This is a genomic window from Kitasatospora xanthocidica (assembly GCF_014656195.1).
In the GTDB taxonomy this organism is placed as follows: Bacteria; Actinomycetota; Actinomycetes; order Streptomycetales; family Streptomycetaceae; genus Kitasatospora; species Kitasatospora xanthocidica.
In genome coordinates this window covers 1-18,960 of the sequence record NZ_BNBY01000005.1, presented here as the reverse complement: position 1 = coordinate 18,960, position 18,960 = coordinate 1, and the positions used below count along the sequence as shown (strand labels likewise).

Annotated in this window: 19 protein-coding genes and 1 tRNA gene; 8 read left to right on the top strand and 12 right to left on the bottom strand. The window is 72.2% G+C overall.

Features of this window, described 5'->3' with window-relative positions; translation table 11 throughout:
- Nucleotides 1-13 precede the first annotated feature (13 nt).
- Together IE332_RS10515 and mca are read right to left on the bottom strand one after the other, a co-directional pair.
- Nucleotides 14-205 carry a hypothetical protein gene (locus IE332_RS10515; RefSeq protein WP_189915487.1) on the bottom strand — a complete coding sequence of 64 codons (192 nt, stop codon included), beginning with the start codon at nt 203-205 and terminating at the stop codon, nt 14-16.
- Nucleotides 206-254: 49 nt separating this feature from the next.
- The gene (mca, locus tag IE332_RS10510) at nt 255-1,160 is read right to left on the bottom strand and encodes a mycothiol conjugate amidase Mca (protein ID WP_189915486.1); all 906 of its coding nucleotides are present in this window, start codon (nt 1,158-1,160) and stop codon (nt 255-257) included.
- A 240-nt stretch (nt 1,161-1,400) separates the two neighbouring features.
- On the opposite strand from mca, the gene IE332_RS10505 reads away from it, so the two are divergent.
- Nucleotides 1,401-1,814, top strand: coding sequence for a DUF4307 domain-containing protein (locus IE332_RS10505; protein WP_189915485.1), 414 nt, complete (start codon nt 1,401-1,403; stop codon nt 1,812-1,814).
- Between the two features lie 256 nt (nt 1,815-2,070).
- Nucleotides 2,071-2,571, top strand: a complete 501-nt coding sequence (gene greA / locus IE332_RS10500; RefSeq protein WP_189915484.1) for a transcription elongation factor GreA — start codon at nt 2,071-2,073, stop codon at nt 2,569-2,571.
- 151 nt (nt 2,572-2,722) lie between these two features.
- On the opposite strand, the gene IE332_RS10495 is transcribed toward greA, so the two are convergent.
- The 3 genes from IE332_RS10495 to ilvA all read right to left on the bottom strand — a co-directional run bounded on the left by IE332_RS10495 (nt 2,723) and on the right by ilvA (nt 6,157).
- Nucleotides 2,723-3,580: an ABC transporter permease gene (locus tag IE332_RS10495; RefSeq protein ID WP_189915482.1), complete on the bottom strand. Its 858-nt coding sequence runs from the start codon at nt 3,578-3,580 to the stop codon at nt 2,723-2,725.
- Between the two features lies 1 nt (nt 3,581).
- On the bottom strand, nt 3,582-4,643 hold the full coding sequence (locus IE332_RS10490) for an ATP-binding cassette domain-containing protein (protein ID WP_189915480.1): 1,062 nt from the start codon (nt 4,641-4,643) through the stop codon (nt 3,582-3,584).
- 302 nt (nt 4,644-4,945) lie between these two features.
- Nucleotides 4,946-6,157: a threonine ammonia-lyase gene (gene ilvA / locus IE332_RS10485; protein ID WP_189915473.1), complete on the bottom strand. Its 1,212-nt coding sequence runs from the start codon at nt 6,155-6,157 to the stop codon at nt 4,946-4,948.
- Nucleotides 6,158-6,280: 123 nt separating this feature from the next.
- Between ilvA and IE332_RS10480 the strand changes: the two genes are divergently transcribed.
- Nucleotides 6,281-6,763, top strand: a complete 483-nt coding sequence (locus IE332_RS10480; RefSeq protein ID WP_189915471.1) for a MarR family winged helix-turn-helix transcriptional regulator — start codon at nt 6,281-6,283, stop codon at nt 6,761-6,763.
- 6 nt (nt 6,764-6,769) lie between these two features.
- Here the strand turns inward: IE332_RS10480 and IE332_RS10475 are convergent, their stop codons facing one another.
- Complete coding sequence (locus IE332_RS10475) at nt 6,770-7,924, bottom strand: cystathionine gamma-synthase (RefSeq protein WP_189915469.1); 1,155 nt, start codon at nt 7,922-7,924, stop codon at nt 6,770-6,772.
- A 134-nt stretch (nt 7,925-8,058) separates the two neighbouring features.
- Here IE332_RS10475 and msrA point away from each other — a divergent pair, with 134 nt between their 5' ends.
- Together msrA and IE332_RS10465 are read left to right on the top strand one after the other, a co-directional pair.
- The gene (gene msrA / locus IE332_RS10470) at nt 8,059-8,724 is read left to right on the top strand and encodes a peptide-methionine (S)-S-oxide reductase MsrA (RefSeq protein WP_189915467.1); all 666 of its coding nucleotides are present in this window, start codon (nt 8,059-8,061) and stop codon (nt 8,722-8,724) included.
- A 134-nt stretch (nt 8,725-8,858) separates the two neighbouring features.
- Nucleotides 8,859-9,221, top strand: coding sequence for a cupin domain-containing protein (locus IE332_RS10465; RefSeq protein WP_189915465.1), 363 nt, complete (start codon nt 8,859-8,861; stop codon nt 9,219-9,221).
- Between the two features lie 57 nt (nt 9,222-9,278).
- Here IE332_RS10465 and IE332_RS10460 read toward each other — a convergent pair whose 3' ends face one another.
- From IE332_RS10460 to IE332_RS10450, 3 genes are all read right to left on the bottom strand, one after another.
- The gene (locus IE332_RS10460) at nt 9,279-10,493 is read right to left on the bottom strand and encodes a L,D-transpeptidase (protein ID WP_308437547.1); all 1,215 of its coding nucleotides are present in this window, start codon (nt 10,491-10,493) and stop codon (nt 9,279-9,281) included.
- Nucleotides 10,494-10,735: 242 nt separating this feature from the next.
- A complete protein-coding gene (locus IE332_RS10455; protein ID WP_189915461.1) occupies nt 10,736-11,074 on the bottom strand; it encodes a hypothetical protein in 339 nt (112 codons plus the stop codon).
- Nucleotides 11,075-11,638: 564 nt separating this feature from the next.
- The gene (locus tag IE332_RS10450) at nt 11,639-13,039 is read right to left on the bottom strand and encodes a cystathionine beta-synthase (protein ID WP_189915459.1); all 1,401 of its coding nucleotides are present in this window, start codon (nt 13,037-13,039) and stop codon (nt 11,639-11,641) included.
- A 264-nt stretch (nt 13,040-13,303) separates the two neighbouring features.
- On the opposite strand from IE332_RS10450, the gene IE332_RS10445 reads away from it, so the two are divergent.
- From IE332_RS10445 to IE332_RS10435, 3 genes are all read left to right on the top strand, one after another.
- Nucleotides 13,304-14,398, top strand: coding sequence for an SGNH/GDSL hydrolase family protein (locus tag IE332_RS10445; RefSeq protein WP_189915457.1), 1,095 nt, complete (start codon nt 13,304-13,306; stop codon nt 14,396-14,398).
- 62 nt (nt 14,399-14,460) lie between these two features.
- Complete coding sequence (locus IE332_RS10440) at nt 14,461-15,681, top strand: acetyl-CoA C-acetyltransferase (RefSeq protein WP_189915455.1); 1,221 nt, start codon at nt 14,461-14,463, stop codon at nt 15,679-15,681.
- A gap of 288 nt (nt 15,682-15,969) precedes the next feature.
- The gene (locus IE332_RS10435) at nt 15,970-16,911 is read left to right on the top strand and encodes a hypothetical protein (RefSeq protein ID WP_229928502.1); all 942 of its coding nucleotides are present in this window, start codon (nt 15,970-15,972) and stop codon (nt 16,909-16,911) included.
- Nucleotides 16,912-17,030: 119 nt separating this feature from the next.
- Here IE332_RS10435 and IE332_RS10430 read toward each other — a convergent pair whose 3' ends face one another.
- The 3 genes from IE332_RS10430 to IE332_RS10420 form a co-directional block, all read right to left on the bottom strand.
- Nucleotides 17,031-17,399: a hypothetical protein gene (locus IE332_RS10430; RefSeq protein ID WP_189915451.1), complete on the bottom strand. Its 369-nt coding sequence runs from the start codon at nt 17,397-17,399 to the stop codon at nt 17,031-17,033.
- 86 nt (nt 17,400-17,485) lie between these two features.
- Nucleotides 17,486-18,355: a Bax inhibitor-1/YccA family protein gene (locus IE332_RS10425; protein ID WP_189915449.1), complete on the bottom strand. Its 870-nt coding sequence runs from the start codon at nt 18,353-18,355 to the stop codon at nt 17,486-17,488.
- Between the two features lie 155 nt (nt 18,356-18,510).
- Nucleotides 18,511-18,592, bottom strand: a tRNA-Leu gene (locus tag IE332_RS10420).
- Between the last annotated feature and the right edge of the window lie 368 nt (nt 18,593-18,960).

The window sequence follows — 18,960 nt, the reverse complement described above, 5'->3', positions numbered from 1 at the left end:
CCCCGCGACGGGGTCACTCCTTCGGGGCCTCCGGCTCCTCCACGAAGTCGACCTTCTTGAACTGGCGGTTCATCGACTTGGCCAGGAACCAGGTCGCCACACCGAGGGCGGCGAAGACGACGAAGCCGAGGAGGCCGGGGGTGACCTTGGCGTCGTCGACGGCGAGGTCAGCGGCGAGCTGGACGAGGTTCACGGAGGCGCTCATATCTCTATGGTGGCCCGGCTCACAAGGAGCCGGGCCATCGGGGGGTGGTTCAGTCGCGCGTGTCGGCGGCCTCGGCCGCCAGGGTGGGGGTGCGCAGGCCGGCGAAGAGGTCGTCCTCCGGCAGGTCCACGTCGACCAGGGTACGGGCGAGCTCGTAGTCCTCGGTGGGCCAGACCTCGCGCTGGACCTCCAGCGGCACGCGGAACCACGGGCCGTCCGGGTCGATCTGGGTGGCGTGGGCGATCAGCGCGCGGTCGCGGGTCTCGAACCAGTCGTCGCAGCGGACCCGGGTGGTGATCTCGCGCTCCTTGCGGCCGCTCTTCTCCCAGCCCGCGATCCACTCCCCGTACGGCGACTCCTGGCCGTGCTCGGTGAGGTAGGCGTGCAGGGCGCGGATGCGGCCCATCGGGAAGCCGTGGTTGTAGTACAGCTTCAGCGGCTGCCAGGGCTCGCCGGCCTCGGGGTAGGCGTCCGGGTCGCCCGCGGCGTCGAACGCCAGCATGGTGATCTTGTGGGTCATGATGTGGTCCGGGTGCGGGTACCCGCCGTTCTCGTCGTAGGTCGTGACGACCTGCGGCTTGAACTCGCGGATCAGCCGGACCAGCGGCTCGGCCGCGTCCTTGACGTCCTGCAGGGCGAAGCAGCCCTCCGGCAGCGGGGGCAGCGGGTCCCCCTCGGGCAGACCGGAGTCCACGAAGCCCAGCCAGGCCTGCTTCACCCCGAGGATCGCCCGCGCCTCGTCCATCTCCTTGCGCCGCACCTCGTGGATGTTCTCCTCGACGTACGGGTCCCCCTGGAGCTTGGGGTTGAGGACCGACCCGCGCTCGCCCCCCGTGCAGGTGGCCACGAGCACGTCCACACCCTGCTCGACGTACATGGCCATGGTGGCCGCGCCCTTGCTGGACTCGTCGTCCGGGTGGGCGTGCACCGCCATCAGTCGCAACTGCTCAGTCAACGCCTTGCGTTCCTTCCACATGTTCGGGCGTTCCGCGAAGTCCGGGACTGCCCACCGTACGAACCGCTCACTCCGGGACCGCGGCGCTGCGGAGCCCGCCTGTGCACGTCGCCGACCCGGCCTGCCCCGCCCCGCCGGACCGGCCGCGGTCGTGTCCCTCCTATAGTGACGGACTGGAGGTCCGTCGCATTCCCCCGAGCCACCCCGCGCGGCCCCTCCCCCAGGAGAGGACGGAGTCCGATGACCGCAGAGACCAGCACCACCTCGCTGCCCGAGGGGCGCTACGGCCGGAGCGGCGACCGCGACTCGGACCGCCGGCTGAAGACGGTCGGCGCGGTCTGCGGGGTGCTGGGCCTGGGCCTGATCGCCTGGCTGGGCGGTTCCTACCTGCTGCGCGAGACGAAGATCAACGGCTCGGTGCCGACCTTCCAGGTGCTCTCCGACTCCGAGGTCCAGCTGCACCTCACCGTGCGCAAGAGCGACGGGCAGGCCGGCAGCTGCACGGTCCGTTCGCAGGGCGACGACCACGCGGTGGTCGGGGTGGCCGACTTCCCCGTCCCGGCGGCCGGCTCCAGCTACGACGCGGTGGTCACGCTGCGCACCACCTCCCGCGGCACCACCGCCGAACTCCTGGGCTGCACGCCCGCCCGGTAGACCGCATATTCGACCGGCGGAACGGGCATCCGTACAAGGTCGCACCGCGTCCTGTACACCGTGGCGTAACGCCACCGTCAATGGCGCGCCAACGGCTCTCCCGCTCGTCGGCAGGAGTTGTTAGGCTCGTGGTTTCGCCCCTTCCGCACCGGATGGTACGGGAGCGGGCGTTGCTTTGTAGTTGAGACCGATATACCACCAACCCTGCTGACGACTCACACCCTCAGCACAGCCCCAGCACCTACGAGGAGCACCTGTGACCCAGACCAGTGAGAACGTGACCTGGCTCACTCAGGCCGGCTACGACCAGCTCAAGGCCGAGCTGGACCACCTGACCGGGCCCTGGCGCATCGAGATCGCCCAGAAGATCGAGGCGGCGCGCGAGGAGGGCGACCTCAAGGAGAACGCCGGCTACCACGCGGCGAAGGAGGAGCAGGGCAAGTACGAGCTGCGCATCCGCCAGCTGACCCAGCTGCTGGAGCGCGCCAAGGTCGGCGAGGCCCCGGCCGACTCGGGTGTGGTGGCCCCGGGCATGGTCGTCACGGTCGCCTTCGACGGTGACGAGGACGACCTGATGGAGTTCCTGCTCGCCTCCCGCGAGGTGGCCGGCTCGGACACCCTGGACGTCTACTCCCCGCAGTCGCCGCTGGGCCGCGCGATCGACGGCAAGCAGATCGGTGACGAGGCCACCTACGAGCTGCCGAACGGCAAGCCGGCCATGGTGAAGATCGTCAAGGTCGTGCCGCACGCCGGCTGATCCGGCCCCCAGCACGAGGGCGGCCGCGGAGTCAGGGACTCCGCGGCCGCCCTTCCGCGTTCCGGGCGCCACCCGATCGGGCGGGGTCCGTTGAGGCGGGATCCGTTGAGGCGGTGACCGCTCAGGCAGTGACCGCTCAGGCAGTGACCGCTCAGGCGGTGGCCGAACGGTACTTGCGCACCGCGAGCCACGAGAACACCGCCGTGATCACGACCGACCACAGCACCGACACCAGCGCCGCGTGCTGCATCGGCCAGGCGCTGTCCACCGGCCCGACCTGGTTGCCGAACAGCCTCCGGCAGGCCTGCACGGTGGCGCTGAACGGGTTCCAGTACGCGACCGCCTGCAGCCAGCCCGGCATCGAGCTGACCGGCACGAAGGCGTTGGACACGAAGGTCAGCGGGAACAGCCAGATCAGCCCCGCCGAGGTGGCCGCCTCGGGGCTGCGCACCGACAGCCCGATCAGCGCGCCGATCCAGGAGAAGGCGTAGCCGAACAGCAGCAGCAGCCCGAAGGCGGCGAGCCCGTTGAGCAGCCCGTCGTGGATCCGCCAGCCGACCAGCAGCGCGACCAGGCCCAGCACGATCACGATGAAGCCGGTCTGGACGAGGTCCGCCAGGGTGCGGCCGACCAGCACCGCCGAGCGGGCCATCGGCAGCGACCGGAAGCGGTCCACCAGGCCCTTGGTCATGTCCTCCGCGATGCCGGCCGAGGCGCCGGCGGTGGCGAAGGTGACGGTCTGGGCGAAGATGCCCGCCATCAGGTACTGGATGTACGTGTGGGAGCTGGAGTCGGCGCCGGGGATCTTGATCGCGCCGCCCATGACGTACGAGAACAGCAGCACGAACATGACCGGCTGCATCAGGCCGAAGACGACGATCTCCGGGATGCGGGTCATCCGGCGCAGGTTGCGCTTGGCGACCACCCAGGAGTCGTGCATGGCGGCGGACAGCCCCCGGCGCTGCCTGGGCATCGCCCCGCCGATGGCGTGCTCGGTGGCGGTGCTCATCTCAGCGCTCCTTTCCGGCCGTGACGGCCTGCTTGTCCTGGCCCTCGACCCCGTCCGCGCCGCCGGGCCTGCCCTTGCCCTTGCCCCGCGCCTTGGCGTCGGCGCCGCCCTCCTCGTCCTGCTGCTCGGCGACGTGGCCGGTGAGGGTGAGGAAGACGTCGTCCAGGGTCGGGCGGCGCAGCCCGATGTCGTCGATCTCGATGCCGCGGGCGTCGAGTTCGCGGATGGCGTCGGCGAGCACCCGGGCGCCGCCGCTGATCGGCAGGGTGATCCGGCGGGTGTTCTTCTCCACCGACGGCTCGCTGAGCGCGTAGCCGGACATCGCCGCGACCGCGTCGGCGATCCGGCCGGGCTCGTGCACCACGACCTCGATCCGCTCGCCGCCGATCTGCGCCTTGAGCTGGTCGGCGGTGCCGCGCGCGATCACCTTGCCGTGGTCGACCACCGCGATGTCGTGGGCGAGGCGGTCGGCTTCCTCCAGGTACTGGGTGGTGAGCAGCAGCGTGGTGCCCTGCTCGACCAGGGTCTCGATGACCTCCCAGAGCGCGAGCCGGTTGCGCGGGTCGAGGCCGGTGGTCGGCTCGTCCAGGAACATCACCGGCGGGCGGACGACCAGCGCGGCGGCGAGGTCGAGGCGGCGGCGCATGCCGCCGGAGTAGGTCTTGGCGGTGCGGTCCTTGGCCTCGGTGAGGTTGAACCACTCCAGCAGTTCGAGCGCGCGGGCCTTCGCCGCGCGGGTGCTCATCTGGTAGAGCTCGCCGACCATGGTGAGGTTCTCGAACCCGGTCAGGTACTCGTCGACCGCCGCGTACTGGCCGGACAGGCCGATCAGGCTGCGGACCTGGTTGGGGTTCTTGAGGACGTCGACGCCGGCGACCACCGCGCGGCCGGAGTCGGGGCGGAGCAGGGTGGTGAGGACCCGGACGGTGGTGGTCTTCCCGGCGCCGTTCGGGCCGAGCAGCCCGAGCACCGTGCCCTCGGGGACGTCGAGGCTGACGCCGTCCAGGGCTCGTACGTCGCCGAAGGTCTTCACCAGGTTCTCGGCTTGGATGGCTGGCGCCATGGCCTGCCTCATCTCCTCGGACGTATGGAGCGATCTGTCCCACTCTGCCCCGCTTTCGGGCGCACGGGCGACTCGATTCTCGACCCGCGGGACTCGAACGCGATGTATCGCGAGTCTCCCAGTACGCGATATATCGCGTCAAGGGATGCAGCTCCGCCATCGTTCCAGGGGGAAGCGGCCCCGCACCGCAGCAACGACCGGCAATCCGGCCCGGACCCACCGGCAACTGGGAACCCGGGGGCCACTCCCGCCCCACCCGCCCCGGCGCTCCCGGCGCTCCCGGCGGCCCCGGACGAAGCGCGTCAGCCGGCGACGACGTACCCCGAGTCCCGCAGCTCGCCGACCACCGCCGCGCAGTGCTCCGGCCCCTTGGTCTCCAGGTGCAGGTCCACCTCGACCTCGGTCAGCCCCAGCCGCGGGTCGATCCGCACGTGCGCCACGTCCAGCACATTGGCGTCCAGCCTGGTCAGCACGCCCAGCAGGTCCGCCAGCGAGCCCGGCTTGTCCGCCAGCCGCACCCGCAGCGACAGGTAGCGCCCGGCCGCCGCCAGCCCGTGCCGCAGCACCCGCTGCATCAGCTGCGGGTCGATGTTGCCGCCCGACAGCACCGCCACCACCGGGCCCTCGAAGGAGTCCGGCCGCTCCAGCAGCGCCGCGATCGGGGCCGCCCCGGCCGGCTCGACCACCAGCTTCAGCCGCTCCAGGCCGAGCAGCAGCGCCCGGGACAGCGCCTCCTCGGAGACCGTGCGGACGCCGTCCGCCAGCGTGTTGACCACCTCGAAGGGGATGTCCCCCGGGCGCCCGACCATGATCCCGTCGGCCATGGTCGAGAAGTGCTCCAGCGACACCGGCCGCCCGGCCGCCAGCGAGGGCGGGTACGCGGCCGCGCCGGCCGCCTGCACCCCGATCACCCGGACGTCCGGCCGCAGCGGCTTGACCGCCGCCGCGATCCCGGCCAGCAGCCCGCCGCCGCCCACCCCGACCAGGATGGTGCGCACCTCGGGGCACTGCTCCAGGATCTCCAGCCCGACCGTCGCCTGGCCGGTGACCACGTCCCAGTGGTCGAAGGGGTGGATGAACACCGCGCCGGTCGCCTCCGAGTACCGCTGCGCGGCCTGCAGCGCCTCGTCCACGGTGGCGCCGTGCAGCCGGACGTCGGCGCCGTAGTCACGGGTGGCCGCGACCTTCGGCAGCGGCGCCGCGACCGGCATGAACACCGTCGAGTGCACCCCCAGCAGCGCGGCCGCCAGCGCCACGCCCTGGGCGTGGTTGCCGGCGCTCGCCGCCACCACCCCGCCGGCCCGCTGCACCGGCGAGAGTCCCGCGATCCGCACGTACGCCCCGCGCAGTTTGAAGGAGCCGGTGCGCTGCAGGTTCTCGCACTTCAGGTGGACCGGCGCGCCGATCAGCCCGGAGAGGTGCCGGCTGCCCTCCATCGGGGTCACCCGGGCGATCCCGGCGAGCATCTTCTGGGCGCCGCGGACGTCGTCGAGGGTGATCGGCCAGTTGTGCATGCGGCCAAGGTTAGGGGCTGGGGCAGCGGCAATCCGGGACGCCGGGCCTGTTCCCGGGTCCGCCGCACCCGCGTACGCTGCTGCTTCTGAGCCTCCCTCACCGCACGACGATCGTGAGCCGCGATGACGACGACCTCGCCCCAGGCCACCGACCGCACCGACCCCGTGCACGCCCAACTCCAGTACCAGCTCGCGGTGTTCGCGCGCCGCATGGAACAGGTCCGAACCTCCGGCGGTGGGGTCGGAGCGCTCGACCGGGCCGCCTACCTGCTGCTCGACCGGCTGGAGCGGCACGGGCCCGCCAACGTCAAGGCCCTGGCCGAGTCCCTGGGCGTGGACTCCTCCACGGTGACCCGCCAGGTCGCCCCGCTGGTCGCGGCCGGGCTGGTCGGCCGGGTGCAGGACCCGGCCGACCGCCGCGCCGTACGGCTCGCGCTGACCGCCCGCGGCGCCGGCCGGCTCGACGAAGTCCGGGACGGGCGGGCCGAGTTGACCCGCCGCCTGGTCGCCGACTGGCCGGCCGAGGAGCAGCGCGCGTTCTGCGCCCTGCTGGCCCGCTTCAACCACTCGATGGAGTCGTACACGGCGGACCAGCAGGGGCAGTGACCTACGTCAGCCCAGCGCCTGCTTGAGGTCGGCCAGCAGGTCGTCGATCGACTCGATGCCGACCGAGACGCGCACCAGGTCGGCCGGCACCTCCAGCGCCGAGCCGGCCACCGAGGCGTGGGTCATCCGGCCCGGGTGCTCGATCAGCGACTCGACGCCGCCGAGCGACTCCCCGAGGGTGAACAGCTGAGCGCGGTTGCAGACCTCGACCGCCGCCTCCTCGCCGCCCTGGACCCGGAAGGAGACCATGCCGCCGAAGGCCTTCATCTGCTTGGCGGCGATCTCGTGGCCGGGGTGCTCGGGCAGGCCCGGGTAGAGCACCTGGCTGACCTTGGGGTGGCTCGCCAGCAGCTCGGCGACCTTCTCCGCGTTGGAGCTGTGGCGGTCCATCCGGACGCCCAGCGTCTTGATGCCGCGCAGCACCAGCCAGGCGTCGAACGGGCCGGAGACCGCGCCCATCGCGTTCTGGTGGTACGCGACCTCCTCGCCGAGGGCCGCGTCGGCCAGCACCAGGGCGCCGCCGACCACGTCCGAGTGGCCGCCCATGTACTTGGTGGTGGAGTGCACGACCGCGTCCGCGCCGAGCGCGATCGGCTGCTGCAGGTACGGGCTGGCGAAGGTGTTGTCGACCACCAGCAGCGCGCCGGCGCCGTGCGCGATCTCGGCGAGCGCGGTCAGGTCGGTGATGCCCAGCAGCGGGTTGGACGGGGTCTCCACCCACACCGCCCGGGTGTTGGGACGGATCGCCTCGCGGACGGTGGACAGGTCCTGGGTGTTGGCCACCGAGAACTCGACGCCCCAGCGGGTCAGCACCTTGGCGAAGAGCCGGAAGGTGCCGCCGTAGGCGTCGTTGGGGATCACGATGTGGTCGCCCGGCTTGAGGATGGTGCGCAGCAGGGTGTCCTCGGCCGCCAGCCCGGAGGCGAAGGCGAGGCCGCGGGAGCCGCCCTCCAGCGCGGCGAGGCACTCCTCCAGCGCGGTACGGGTCGGGTTGGCGCTGCGGCTGTACTCGTAGCCGCCCCGCAGGCCGCCCACCCCGTCCTGCTTGTAGGTGGACACCTGGTAGATCGGCGTGACGACGGCCCCGGTCTGGGGGTCTGCTTCCTGACCCGCGTGGATGGCGAGGGTCTCGAAGCCCTGGGGAAGCTGGTGCTCGGTCATGACTCCGAGCCTAATGGCCGTACGCCCCCGTGCCTTCCGGAACGACGGACCGGCCCGGACGGCCGTCCCGGAATCCGGGGGCGGCCGTCGGTGTTGGACACTGCGCCACGTTTCCCGACCCGCTGGAGCAGGCCGTGCTGTTCAACCGCCACAAGACCTCGCTCGTCCCCGCCGACCAGGCGCTGCCCGGCCGGGCGGCCCCGGCCTTCGAGCTGCGCGAGCCCCACACCGTGCTCGACCACCCGCTGTCCGGCCCGTACCCGGAGGGGCTGGAGGTGGCCGACTTCGGGCTGGGCTGCTTCTGGGGTGCCGAGCGGACGTTCTGGCGCCTGCCTGGCGTCTGGACGACGCTGGTCGGCTACCAGGGCGGCTACACGCCCAACCCCACGTACGACGAGGTGTGCAGCGGGCTGACCGGGCACACCGAGGCGGTCCGGGTGGTGTACGACCCGGCAGTGGTCTCCTACGAGCGGCTGCTGAAGACCTTCTGGGAGGCGCACGACCCGACCCAGGGCAACCGCCAGGGCAACGACGTGGGCACCCAGTACCGCTCCGCGGTCTACACCCACTCCCCCGACCAGGCCGAGGCCGCCGCGGCCTCCCGGGACGCCTTCCAGCCGGCCCTGACCGCGCTCGGCTACGGGCCGATCACCACCGAGATCGCCCCGGCCGGCCCGTTCTTCCCGGCCGAGCCGTACCACCAGCAGTACCTGTCGGAGGCCAAGAACCCCAACGGCTACTGCGGTCTCGGCGGCACCGGCGCCTCCTGCCCGATCGGCGTGGCCCGCACCCGGGGCTGACCTCCCCCGCCGCTCCCGGGGCGGGGCCACCCCATGTGACCGCGCCCCGATCCGGGCGCAGACTGGAAGGGCCAGCAGGGGCGGCCGCGCCACCCTCCGGCGGCCGGCCCGCCCCTCGTGGAGAGGAGTGCGCCATGTCCGGTCTGGTCCGCAGGAGCTTCGAGGACCCGGAGGAGGTCCGGCCCTTCGAGCAGGGCACGGGGGAGGTGCGGCTGGTGAACCTGGACGAGGGCCCGGTCGGCCGGGCCGTGTTCCGGCCGGGGTGGCAGTGGTCCAAGCACGTGAAGCCGATCGCCGGGACCGACAGCTGCCAGGCGTCCCACATGGGGTACCTGGTCTCCGGCCGGATGAGGATCGTGATGGACGACGGCCAGGCGGACGAGTTCGGCCCCGGCGACTTCATGGTCTGCCCGCCCGGGCACGACGCCTGGGTGCTGGGCGACGAGCCCTGCGTCGTCATCGACTGGCAGGGCGTCGCGGACTACGCGAAGCGCTGAGGCGGCCGGCAAGCGGGGTGACCGGGCGGGCCGCCGCTCCGGTCACCCCGTCTCCGCTCAGACGGCGCTGCCGGCCTTCCAGTCGGCCCAGCCCATGTTCCAGCCGTTCAGGCCGTTGTCCGGGGCGACCGTCTTGTCGCCGGAGTTCACGACCTCGACCACGTCTCCGACGATCGAGGACTTGTAGAACTTGTAGCCGTCCGTGCCGGTGTCCTGCGCGCCCTTGGCGTCCTGCAGGCCGACGCAGCCGTGGCTGGTGTTCTGGCCGCCGAAGATCGACGCCGAGGACCAGTAGTTGCCGTGGATGAAGGTGCCCGAGGTGGTGAGGCGCTGGGCGTGCGGCACGTCCGCGATGTCGTACTCGCTGCCCAGGTTGACCGTCTGCGAGTTCATCCGGGTCTGGGTGTACTGCTCGGAGATGACCATCTTGCCGCCCCAGGTGGTGTGCTCGGGCGAGCCCCCGGAGATCTTGTAGACCGCGCTGACCTGGCCGTCGGTGGTGACGGTGAGCTTCTTGGTGGCGAGGTCGGCGACGCTGGTCTGGGCCCGGCCGACGGTGAAGCCGACATCCTTGGACTGGGTGCCGTACACGCCCTTGGCGCCCTCGACGTCCTTGAGCCGGAGCTTGAGGGTGACCTTGGTGCCCTTGGCCCAGTACTCCTGCGGCCGGAAGTCGAGGCGGGTGCTGGAGAACCAGTGGCCGACGATCTCGACGCCCGGCTCGGCCGTCACGGTGATCGCCGCCTGGACGGCCTTGCGGTCGGTGACCGGCTTGCTGAAGTTGATCGAGACGGGCATGCCGACGCCGACCGTCGAACCGTCCTCGGGGGTGAAGTAGCCGACGAAGGTGTTGGCCGGGGTCGCCGTGGTGAAGACGGCGTTGGAGTCCGCCTCCAGCTTGTCCTTGTCGACGGCGACGGCGGCGACGGTGTACTTGGTACCGCTGGCCGGGGCCGCGGCCGAGGTCCAGCCGGTGTTGTCGGCGGAGAGCTGGCCGGCCAGCTCCTTGCCGGTGGAGTCGGTCACCTTGACGCTGGTCAGGGTGCCGTTGGTGACGGTGACCTTGACCGGCTCGCTGAAGCTCGCGGTGGTGACGCCGTCGGCGGGGCTGACGGTGATCACGGCGGCCGAGGTCTTGGGGGTGCTGCCGCCGCCCCCGCCCGGGGTGCCGCTCGCACCTCCGGAGCCACCGCTGCCGCTGCCGCCGCCGTCACTGTTGTCGTTGCAGGCCGCCAGCAGGAGGACGGGCGCCCCGATCAGTCCCGCGAGCACACCGCGTCGGCTCCAGCTTCCTCCGGCCGCCCGCCCCTGACCGTCCCGTCCCGTCACGTCGCGTCTCCCTGCTGATCATCCCGGGCATTTACGGATACAGAAACGCAATCCACCCGTTCACGGTTCCATGACCGAAGGGTAAGCGATCGTATGAGATGACCCAACTTGCTTACAAAAATGGACAAAACGCCCGATCTGCCGTGGCAGACCGGGCGTTTTCGCGTGGCGACGGCGGGCCGTCGTTACTCGGCGGACTCGTCCACCGCGTACTCGTCCCACTCCTCGTCGTCCGGGTCGAACTCGGTCTGCGCCGACTCCCAGGTCGCCGAGGCGAGCTCGACCCCGGGGACGTCGCCGAGCAGCGCGACCGGGTCGATGAAGTGGGCGAGCGAACCCGACGGGTCCACCTCGATGGCCTCGACGGACTGGGCGCGCTCCTCGTCGTCGAGGTACTCGTCCTCGGTCACCGCCTGCAGGGCCGCCGCCTTGAGGGCGCCCTCGTCGGTGATCTCCGCGATGAGCTCGATCTTGACCCGGACGTAGCGCGGGGCGTCCTGGTCGGTCGTTTCAGTGCTGGTCATGCGTGCGAGCGTACGGGAACGGCGGGCCGCCCGGAGCACAGCGCGACGGCCGCGGGCGCGGGCACCGGGGGCCGGTGGCGAACGGAAGGGGCCAGTCGCGGACGGAAGAGGCCGGTGGCGGGCCGAAGGGGCGCCGTCACACGGGAAGACCGGCGACGCACGGAAGGGCCGGCCCCTCGGAGAAGGGCCGGCCCCACCGTTCCCCCGCATCGGCTCCCCCACCCGGGAGCCGCGGGGACGCGCCGTGACGGCGCGTTGCGGCCGCGAGAGCCGCCGCACCCTGTCGACCGGCCGGAGCCGGACAGGGGCGGGACGACGGCGCCTCCCGCGGAAGGCGGACACAGCGGCCGGGTCAGGGCCGCCCGGTGTGTCCTGAGTCGACCGCGGTCGCCCGGGGAGCCGCTCCCGGACGGTTGCCGTCGCCTCGTTCGGCGTCGTGCCGTTGACCACAAAGATGCCGGACCGTTGTTAACCACGTGCTGCGGGCAGGTGACGCCGGTGTACCACTTCGCCCGTGGACGAATCCTTCGGATCCGCCACGGGCGAGGTGGTGGTGAGCACGCGTCAGTGCGCGGCGCGACCGGTCAGGTAGCCCAGCAGGTCCTGGCGGGTGACGATGCCCTGCGGCTTGCCCTCGACCAGCACGACGGCCGCGTCGGCCTTCTCCAGCACGGTCATCAGGTTGGTGACCGTCTCGCCCGAGCCGACCACCGGCAGCGGCTTGGACATCACCTTGTCCAGCGTGTCGCTCAGCTCGATCTCCTTGGCGAAGATGCCCTCCAGCAGCAGCTTCTCCACCACCGAGCCGATCACCTCGCCGGCCATGATGTCCGGGTGGCCGGCGCCCGGGGAGACCACCGGCATCTGCGAGACGCCGTACTCGCGCAGCACCCGGACCGCCTCGGCGACCGTCTCGTTCGGGTGCATGTGGACGAACTGCGGGACGCCGCCCTGCTCGATGGACTCCTTGCGGGCCAGAACCTCGCCGATGTGCGCCTCGTCGGTGGAGGAGGGCAGGAAGCCGTAGTCGGCCATCCAGTCGTCGTTGAAGATCTTGGAGAGGTAGCCGCGGCCGCCGTCCGGCAGCAGCACGACGACGACGTCGTCCGGGCCGAGCCCGCGGGCGACCTCCAGCGCGGCCACCACGGCCATGCCGCAGGAGCCGCCGACCAGCAGGCCCTCCTCCTTGGCCAGGCGGCGGGTCATCTGGAACGAGTCCTTGTCGGAGACGGCGACGATCCCGTCCGCGACGCCGCGGTCGTAGGCGGTCGGCCAGAAGTCCTCACCGACGCCCTCGACCAGGTACGGCCGGCCGGTGCCGCCCGAGTAGACCGAACCCTCCGGGTCGGCGCCGATCACCTTGACCTTGCCGCCCGACACCTCCTTCAGGTAGTTGCCGGTGCCGGAGATGGTGCCGCCGGTGCCGACGCCCGCCACGAAGTGGGTGATCTTGCCGTCGGTCTGCTCCCACAGCTCCGGGCCGGTGGAGTGGTAGTGCGAGGCCGGGTTGTCCGGGTTGGAGTACTGGTCCGGCTTCCAGGCGTTCGGGGTCTCCCGGACCAGGCGGTCGGAGACGTTGTAGTACGAGTCCGGGTGCTCCGGGGCGACGGCGGTCGGACAGACGACCACCTCGGCGCCGTACGCGCGCAGGGTGTTGATCTTGTCGGTCGAGACCTTGTCCGGACAGACGAAGATGCACTTGTAGCCCTTCTGCTGGGCCACGATCGCCAGACCGACACCGGTGTTGCCGGAGGTCGGCTCGACGATGGTGCCGCCCGGCTTGAGGGCGCCCGAGGCCTCGGCGGCCTCGATCATGCGCATCGCGATGCGGTCCTTCACCGAGCCACCGGGGTTGAAGTACTCGACCTTCGCCAGCACTGTCGCGCTGATGCCCTCGGTGACCTTGTTCAGCTTGACCAGCGGCGTGTTGCCGACCAGGTCGATGATCGAGTTGTGGTACCGCACGGGGGTCCTCCCGGTCTATGGGCATGCGAGTGCTTTCGGTACTGCAAAGCCTAGGGCGTGGCACGCACCCCAGCGCCCCCTCGTGTCCGCCTCCACCGGCGGCACCTCCCGGCACACCCGGCCCGGCCCGGCCCGCCCGCCCCTGCGGCCCGCGGCGGCCCCCGCCTCCTCCCGATGGCCCAACCCCGCCGGTACTCCCGCCCTCCGCGCGGGTATTAGGGGTGTACGACCCCGCCGGGGGGCGAGGACCGAAGGGGGTACCGGATGCCAGGCGTACACGACTCGCGGGCCCGGGTGGCCCGGCGGATCGCCACCGCGGCGGCGTACGGAGGCGGCGGGCTCGGGCTGCTCGGCGTGGGCCTGGTCGGCGTGCTGCTGACCGAGAGCAAGCTCGCCATGCAGGCCATCGGCGTCCTGGAGACCCACCCGCCCAAGGCCGACGGCGTCTACGGCGAGGCCTTCGCCGACCGGGCCGCCGCCCCGCAGCAGCCGCTCGTCCTGGCCGTCCTCGGCGACTCCACCGGCGCCGGCCTCGGGGTCTCGCGGGCCCGCGAGACCCCGGGCGCCCTGCTCGCCGCCGGCCTGGCCTCGGTGGCCGAGCGCCCGGTCCGGCTGGTCAACGTGGCCCGCTCGGGCGGCCGCTCCGCCGACCTCTCCGGCCAGCTGGAACAGGCCCTGCCGCACCACCCGGACGTCGCGGTGATCATGATCGGCGCCAATGACGTCACCCGGCACAGCCCGGCCCAGCTGGCCGTCCGGCAGCTCGGCGAGGCCGTCGCCGCCCTGCACGCCAACGGCTGCCGGGTAGTCGTCGGCACCTGCCCGGACCTCGGCACGATCAAGCCGGTGCGCCCGCCGCTGCGCTGGGTGGCCCGCCGGCTGAGCCGGCAGCTGGCCGCCGCGCAGACCATCGCGGTGGTGGAGGCGGGCGGCCGGACGGTCTCGCTGGGCTCGCTGCTCGGCCCGGAGTTCGCCGCCCGCCCGGAGATGTTCGCCGCGGACCGCTACCACCCCTCCGCCCAGGGCTACGCGACGGCCGCGATGGCCGTGCTGCCCTCGGTCTGCGCCGCGCTCGGCCTCTGGCCGGAGGAGGAGCGCCCGACCGTGCCGGTGCCGGGCGGGACGGTGCTGCCGGTCGCGGTGGCCGCCGCCGCGGCGGCCGGGCGGGCGGGCACCGAGGTGGCGGCCGCGGACCCGGAGGGCACGGGCCACCGCTGGGCCCTGCTGCGCCAGCGCCTGCGGATCGGCCTGCCCGGCTCGGGCTTGGCCGGAGAGGCCGCCGAGGGCCGGGACCAGGACGGGCCGGCGGACCCCGGGAATACGTCGGCCAGCTCACACGCTGGTGCGGGTGACGCCTGACCTACCAGGCGGTAACTTTCCTCCCGGACGTCAGGTCCGTAGTCACCCAGCGAGGAGCCGTCATGCCCGAAGCCGTCATCGTCAGCGCCGCCCGTTCGCCGATCGGCCGGGCCTTCAAGGGCTCGCTGAAGGACGTCCGCCCGGACGACCTGACCGCCCACATCATCCAGGCGGCCCTCGCCAAGGTCCCGCAGCTCGACCCGCGCCAGATCGACGACCTGATGCTGGGCTGCGGCCTGCCCGGCGGCGAGCAGGGCCACAACCTGGCCCGCATCGTGGCCGTCCAGATGGGCATGGACTACCTGCCCGGCGCCACCATCACCCGCTACTGCTCGTCCTCGCTGCAGACCACGCGGATGGCGCTGCACGCGATCAAGGCCGGCGAGGGCGACGTCTTCATCTCGGCCGGCGTGGAGACGGTCTCGCGCAGCGTCCACGGCACCTCGGACGGCATGCCGGGCACCATGAACCCGCTGTTCGACGAGGCCCAGGCCCGCACCGCCAAGCGCGCCGAGGAGGGCGGCGGCGAGTGGCACGACCCGCGCGAGGACGGCCTGGCGCCGGACGCCTACATCGCGATGGGCCAGACCGCCGAGAACCTCGCCGCGCTCAAGGGCATCACCCGCGCCGAGCAGGACGAGTTCGGCGTCCGCTCGCAGAACCTCGCCGAGGCCGCCATCAAGGCCGGCTTCTGGGAGCGCGAGATCACCCCGGTCACCACGCCGGACGGCACCGTGGTCAGCACCGACGACGGCCCGCGCGCCGGCGTCACCCTGGAGGGCGTCTCGGGCCTGAAGCCGGTGTTCCGCCCGGACGGCACCGTGACCGCCGGTAACTGCTGCCCGCTGAACGACGGCGCGGCCGCGCTGGTCATCATGTCCGACACCAAGGCCCGCGAGCTCGGCATCACCCCGCTCGCCCGGGTGGTCTCCACCGGCGTCAGCGCCCTCTCCCCCGAGATCATGGGCTACGGCCCGGTCGAGGCCTCCAAGCAGGCGCTCCGGCGGGCCGGCCTGACCATCGACGACATCGACCTGGTCGAGATCAACGAGGCCTTCGCGGCCCAGGTGATCCCCTCCTACCGCGACCTCGGCGTCGACCTGGACAAGCTGAACGTCAACGGCGGCGCCATCGCGGTCGGCCACCCCTTCGGCATGACCGGCGCCCGGATCACCACCACGCTGATCAACTCCCTGCAGTGGCACGACAAGCAGTTCGGTCTGGAGACCATGTGCGTCGGCGGCGGCCAGGGCATGGCGATGGTCATCGAGCGCCTCAGCTGACCACCCGCATCCTCCGAAGGGTCTGGACCACCCGTTTGGAGTGACGTAGCGTAATTGAGGGCCGGATCACACCGAGAGGTCGATCCGGCCCTCTTTCCGTTCGTTTCCGGCCCGGAAATCGACACTGCGGAGCGGATCAACTCCACTGCGTAGAACGGTGTTACCTAACAATTTGGGGACAAGAGCGAAAGTCCCGGACGAATTAGACATTCGCCACTGCGGTAACACCCCCGCATGCGGCAGTGTGGACACGTAACCCCGTTCCGCTCCTCCCTAGGAGTACGTTCCGTGAGCGCCGTCTACACCATCCTGCTGCTGATCCTGATCACCGTGTCGACCGCCGTCCTGCTCCACCTCCGGGCCCTCTCCCGCCGGCTGGACGCCCGGGCGGCGGCCCCCGCCGTGCCCGCCCCGGTGGACGAGGCCGCGATACGCCGGGCCGTCGCCGAGGCGCTCGCCGCCGACCGCGAGCGGGAGATCACCGAGGCCCGGGCGTTCTGGGCCGAGCAGGAGGCCCGCGCAGCCGAGGACGCGCCGCTGTTCGACTCCCCCTTCACCGGTGTCTTCTCCGGCACCGACGAGTGGCCGCTCTTCTTCCCCCGCCCCACCGGCCCGCAGGACGCCGCCGACAACGCAGGGACGATGGACCCGGAGTTCGGCGAGGCGCTGCGCTCCGCGCTGGAGGACCTGATCACCGACGGCGGCACCGGCCCGGCCGAGCCCGGCCCCGACGGCGGCGCGCCGCTGCGCCCCGGCCACCCGGTGGGCGAGACCGCCAAGGACGCCCGCGCCCGCCGCGAGGCCGACCTGCTGGCCACCGGCCTGGAGGCCGGGCTGCTGGACGCCGACCCGGCCGTCGAGGAGGCCCCGGCCCCCGCGCCCGACCCGCGCCGCCACCCCTCGCACCCCGACTTCGTCCCGAGCCAGGCGCCGTCCCGCGAGTGGACCGACACCCGGCTGGCCGCCCTCGCCGAGGAGGCCGTCGCCCTGGTCGACGTCCGCCCGGGCCCGCTGGGCACCCTGGACGTGTACGCCTTCGCCGACGGCACCACGCTCTGCGTGGCCCCGGGCGACCGGGAGGCCGCCTACCGGCTGATCGACGCGGTCCGTGCCGGTGAGCACGTGCGACTGCTCGGCGGCTCGCGCTTCTCCGGCTCGTACTCGCTGACCTTCTCCACCGACGAGGAAGCCGTCTACGTGCTCGCCGACCGGGTGGTCGCCAGCATCTGACGCCGCCTCAGCAGGACGGCGCACCGAAGGCCGGCCGGGTCAAGGGGTTACCGACCCGGCCGGCCTTCGGCATGTCCGAGCGCGCTCAGGCACCGAGCGTACTCAGGCGCAGAGCGTGCTCAGGCGCAGAGCGCGGCCGTCTCCCGCACCGCCGCCACCGCCCCGGCCAGCACCTCGCCGACGGCCGCGGGCCCGTCCGGCAGCGCCACCTCCGCGCCCTCGGGCAGCGCCGCGAGCGCGGCCGCCAGGTCGTGCCCCGCGACGGCCAGCTGATCCCCCGCCGCGAAGGCCCCGGCGTCCGGGAAGTCCCGCTCCGGACCGCCCTCCACCGCCCGCGCCAGCCCGGCCAGCCGCCGGGCCAGGTCCAGCGCGGCCGCCGCCCGGGAGGCGTGCCCGGGCACGGCGCCCAGCAGCTTGCTCTGCGGCAGCGAGCGGAAACGATCCGCCAGGGAGTCGACGGCTTCGACCAAGGGCTGTACGTCATGCATGGCAGCGAGCCTAGGCGAAAAGCCGCCGGGCCCCGGAGCGGGTGGCTCCGGGGCCCGGCGGCAGTGATTCACCTCGGGGGGACGCGTTAGTCGTCGCCGCGCAGGATCGCGATCAGCCGCAGCATCTCCATGTAGATCCAGACCAGCGACAGGGTCAGCCCGAAGGCGGCCCGCCAGGACTCGCGCTGCGGGGCGCCCTGGGCGATGGCCGTCTCGATCTCCGCGAAGTCCAGCGACAGGAAGAAGGCGCCCAGGCCGATGCCGACCAGGCCGACCACGATGCCCAGCGGGCCCGACCGCAGGCCCATCTCGGCGCCGAAGGCCAGCGAGGCGACCAGGTTGACCAGCATCAGCAGCACGAAGCCCATGGCGACCGCGATGCCGATCCGGGTGTACCGCGGGGTGACCCGGATCCGGCCGCTCTTGTAGGCGAACAGCATCGCCGCGAAGACCGCCGCGGTGCCGAGCACCGCCTGGATCACGATGCCGTTCAGCATGGTGTTCAGCGCGTGCGACCAGGCGCCCATCGCGAAGCCCTGGAGGGCCGCGTAGGTCAGGATCAGCGGCGGGCTGACGGTGCGCTTGAAGGAGGCCACCACGCCGATCACCATGGCCACCAGGCTGGCGGCGATCGCGAAGCCGTAGTTCTCGAACGGCAGCGCGAACCAGGCCACCGCGCCGGCCGCGACCAGCGTCAGCAGCGTCATGGCGGTGCGGGCGACGACGTCGTCCAGCGTCATCCGCCCGGTGGCCGCCGGACCGGCCGACGGGCCGTTGTACAGCTCGTAGAGCTGCTCGTCGGTCATCGGGCCCTGCGGCTGCTGGGCGTACTGCGTCCCCGCGTAGGGGTTGTTGCCGTACGGGCTCCCGGCCTGTGCGGTGTTGCCGAACCCCGCGTAGCCGGAGTCGCGGGTGAAGGACCCCTCCCGCGAGAAGACCGGGTTGCTGCTTCTCATTGCTCATTCCCTCCGTGGCGGCACTGCACCGCCCATGCACAAGGGTAATGGCTTGGCAAAAATTCCGGGATACGCCGCGAGGAGGATCCGGTGAACGACACCCGGCGGGGACGCCGACGGCGCCCCCGCCCGACCGGCGCCCCGCCGGCGATCGGTGCCCGGAGCCGGACTCGAACCGGCACGGCCTCGCGGCCAAGCAGTTTTAAGCTGCCCGTGTCTGCGTTCCACCATCCGGGCGTCCAGCGAAACCACCCTGAGCCTAGTCGCCCGGCTCGCCCTTTCGCATGTCCCCAGCCCCGGAAGTTGTCATGTTTCCTTGCCATCTGACGAACTGTCCGGGATTCGGCCACGAAGGATAGTGGTTCCGGCCACCGCCCCTCCCTCAGGGTCCCCGTCATACCGCAGGAGGAGGGGCGCGCCTCCCCCGTACGCCCAGCGGTGGTAGGGCCAACCGTCCGGCGGAGCGACGCCAGACCATGATCACGTCGCGGAGCATGGAGGTACAAGCCCACGAGCACTAGGAGCCCCCCGTGACCACGTCGACCGCAACCGCCGTCCGCACCGGCCGGGCGGCCGCCCGCGCCACCGGCCTGAACAAGGTCTAC

Coding starts and splice junctions, on each gene's coding strand:
- ilvA (WP_189915473.1), bottom strand. CDS start 6,157: ATGCACAACTGGCCGATCACCCTCGACGACGTCCGCGGCGCCCAGAAG.
- IE332_RS10515 (WP_189915487.1), bottom strand. CDS start 205: ATGAGCGCCTCCGTGAACCTCGTCCAGCTCGCCGCTGACCTCGCCGTC.
- IE332_RS10440 (WP_189915455.1), top strand. CDS start 14,461: ATGCCCGAAGCCGTCATCGTCAGCGCCGCCCGTTCGCCGATCGGCCGG.
- IE332_RS10495 (WP_189915482.1), bottom strand. CDS start 3,580: ATGAGCACCGCCACCGAGCACGCCATCGGCGGGGCGATGCCCAGGCAG.
- IE332_RS10490 (WP_189915480.1), bottom strand. CDS start 4,643: ATGGCGCCAGCCATCCAAGCCGAGAACCTGGTGAAGACCTTCGGCGAC.
- IE332_RS10480 (WP_189915471.1), top strand. CDS start 6,281: ATGACGACGACCTCGCCCCAGGCCACCGACCGCACCGACCCCGTGCAC.
- IE332_RS10430 (WP_189915451.1), bottom strand. CDS start 17,399: ATGCATGACGTACAGCCCTTGGTCGAAGCCGTCGACTCCCTGGCGGAT.
- IE332_RS10465 (WP_189915465.1), top strand. CDS start 8,859: ATGTCCGGTCTGGTCCGCAGGAGCTTCGAGGACCCGGAGGAGGTCCGG.
- IE332_RS10475 (WP_189915469.1), bottom strand. CDS start 7,924: ATGACCGAGCACCAGCTTCCCCAGGGCTTCGAGACCCTCGCCATCCAC.
- IE332_RS10505 (WP_189915485.1), top strand. CDS start 1,401: ATGACCGCAGAGACCAGCACCACCTCGCTGCCCGAGGGGCGCTACGGC.
- IE332_RS10445 (WP_189915457.1), top strand. CDS start 13,304: ATGCCAGGCGTACACGACTCGCGGGCCCGGGTGGCCCGGCGGATCGCC.
- IE332_RS10425 (WP_189915449.1), bottom strand. CDS start 18,355: ATGAGAAGCAGCAACCCGGTCTTCTCGCGGGAGGGGTCCTTCACCCGC.
- IE332_RS10455 (WP_189915461.1), bottom strand. CDS start 11,074: ATGACCAGCACTGAAACGACCGACCAGGACGCCCCGCGCTACGTCCGG.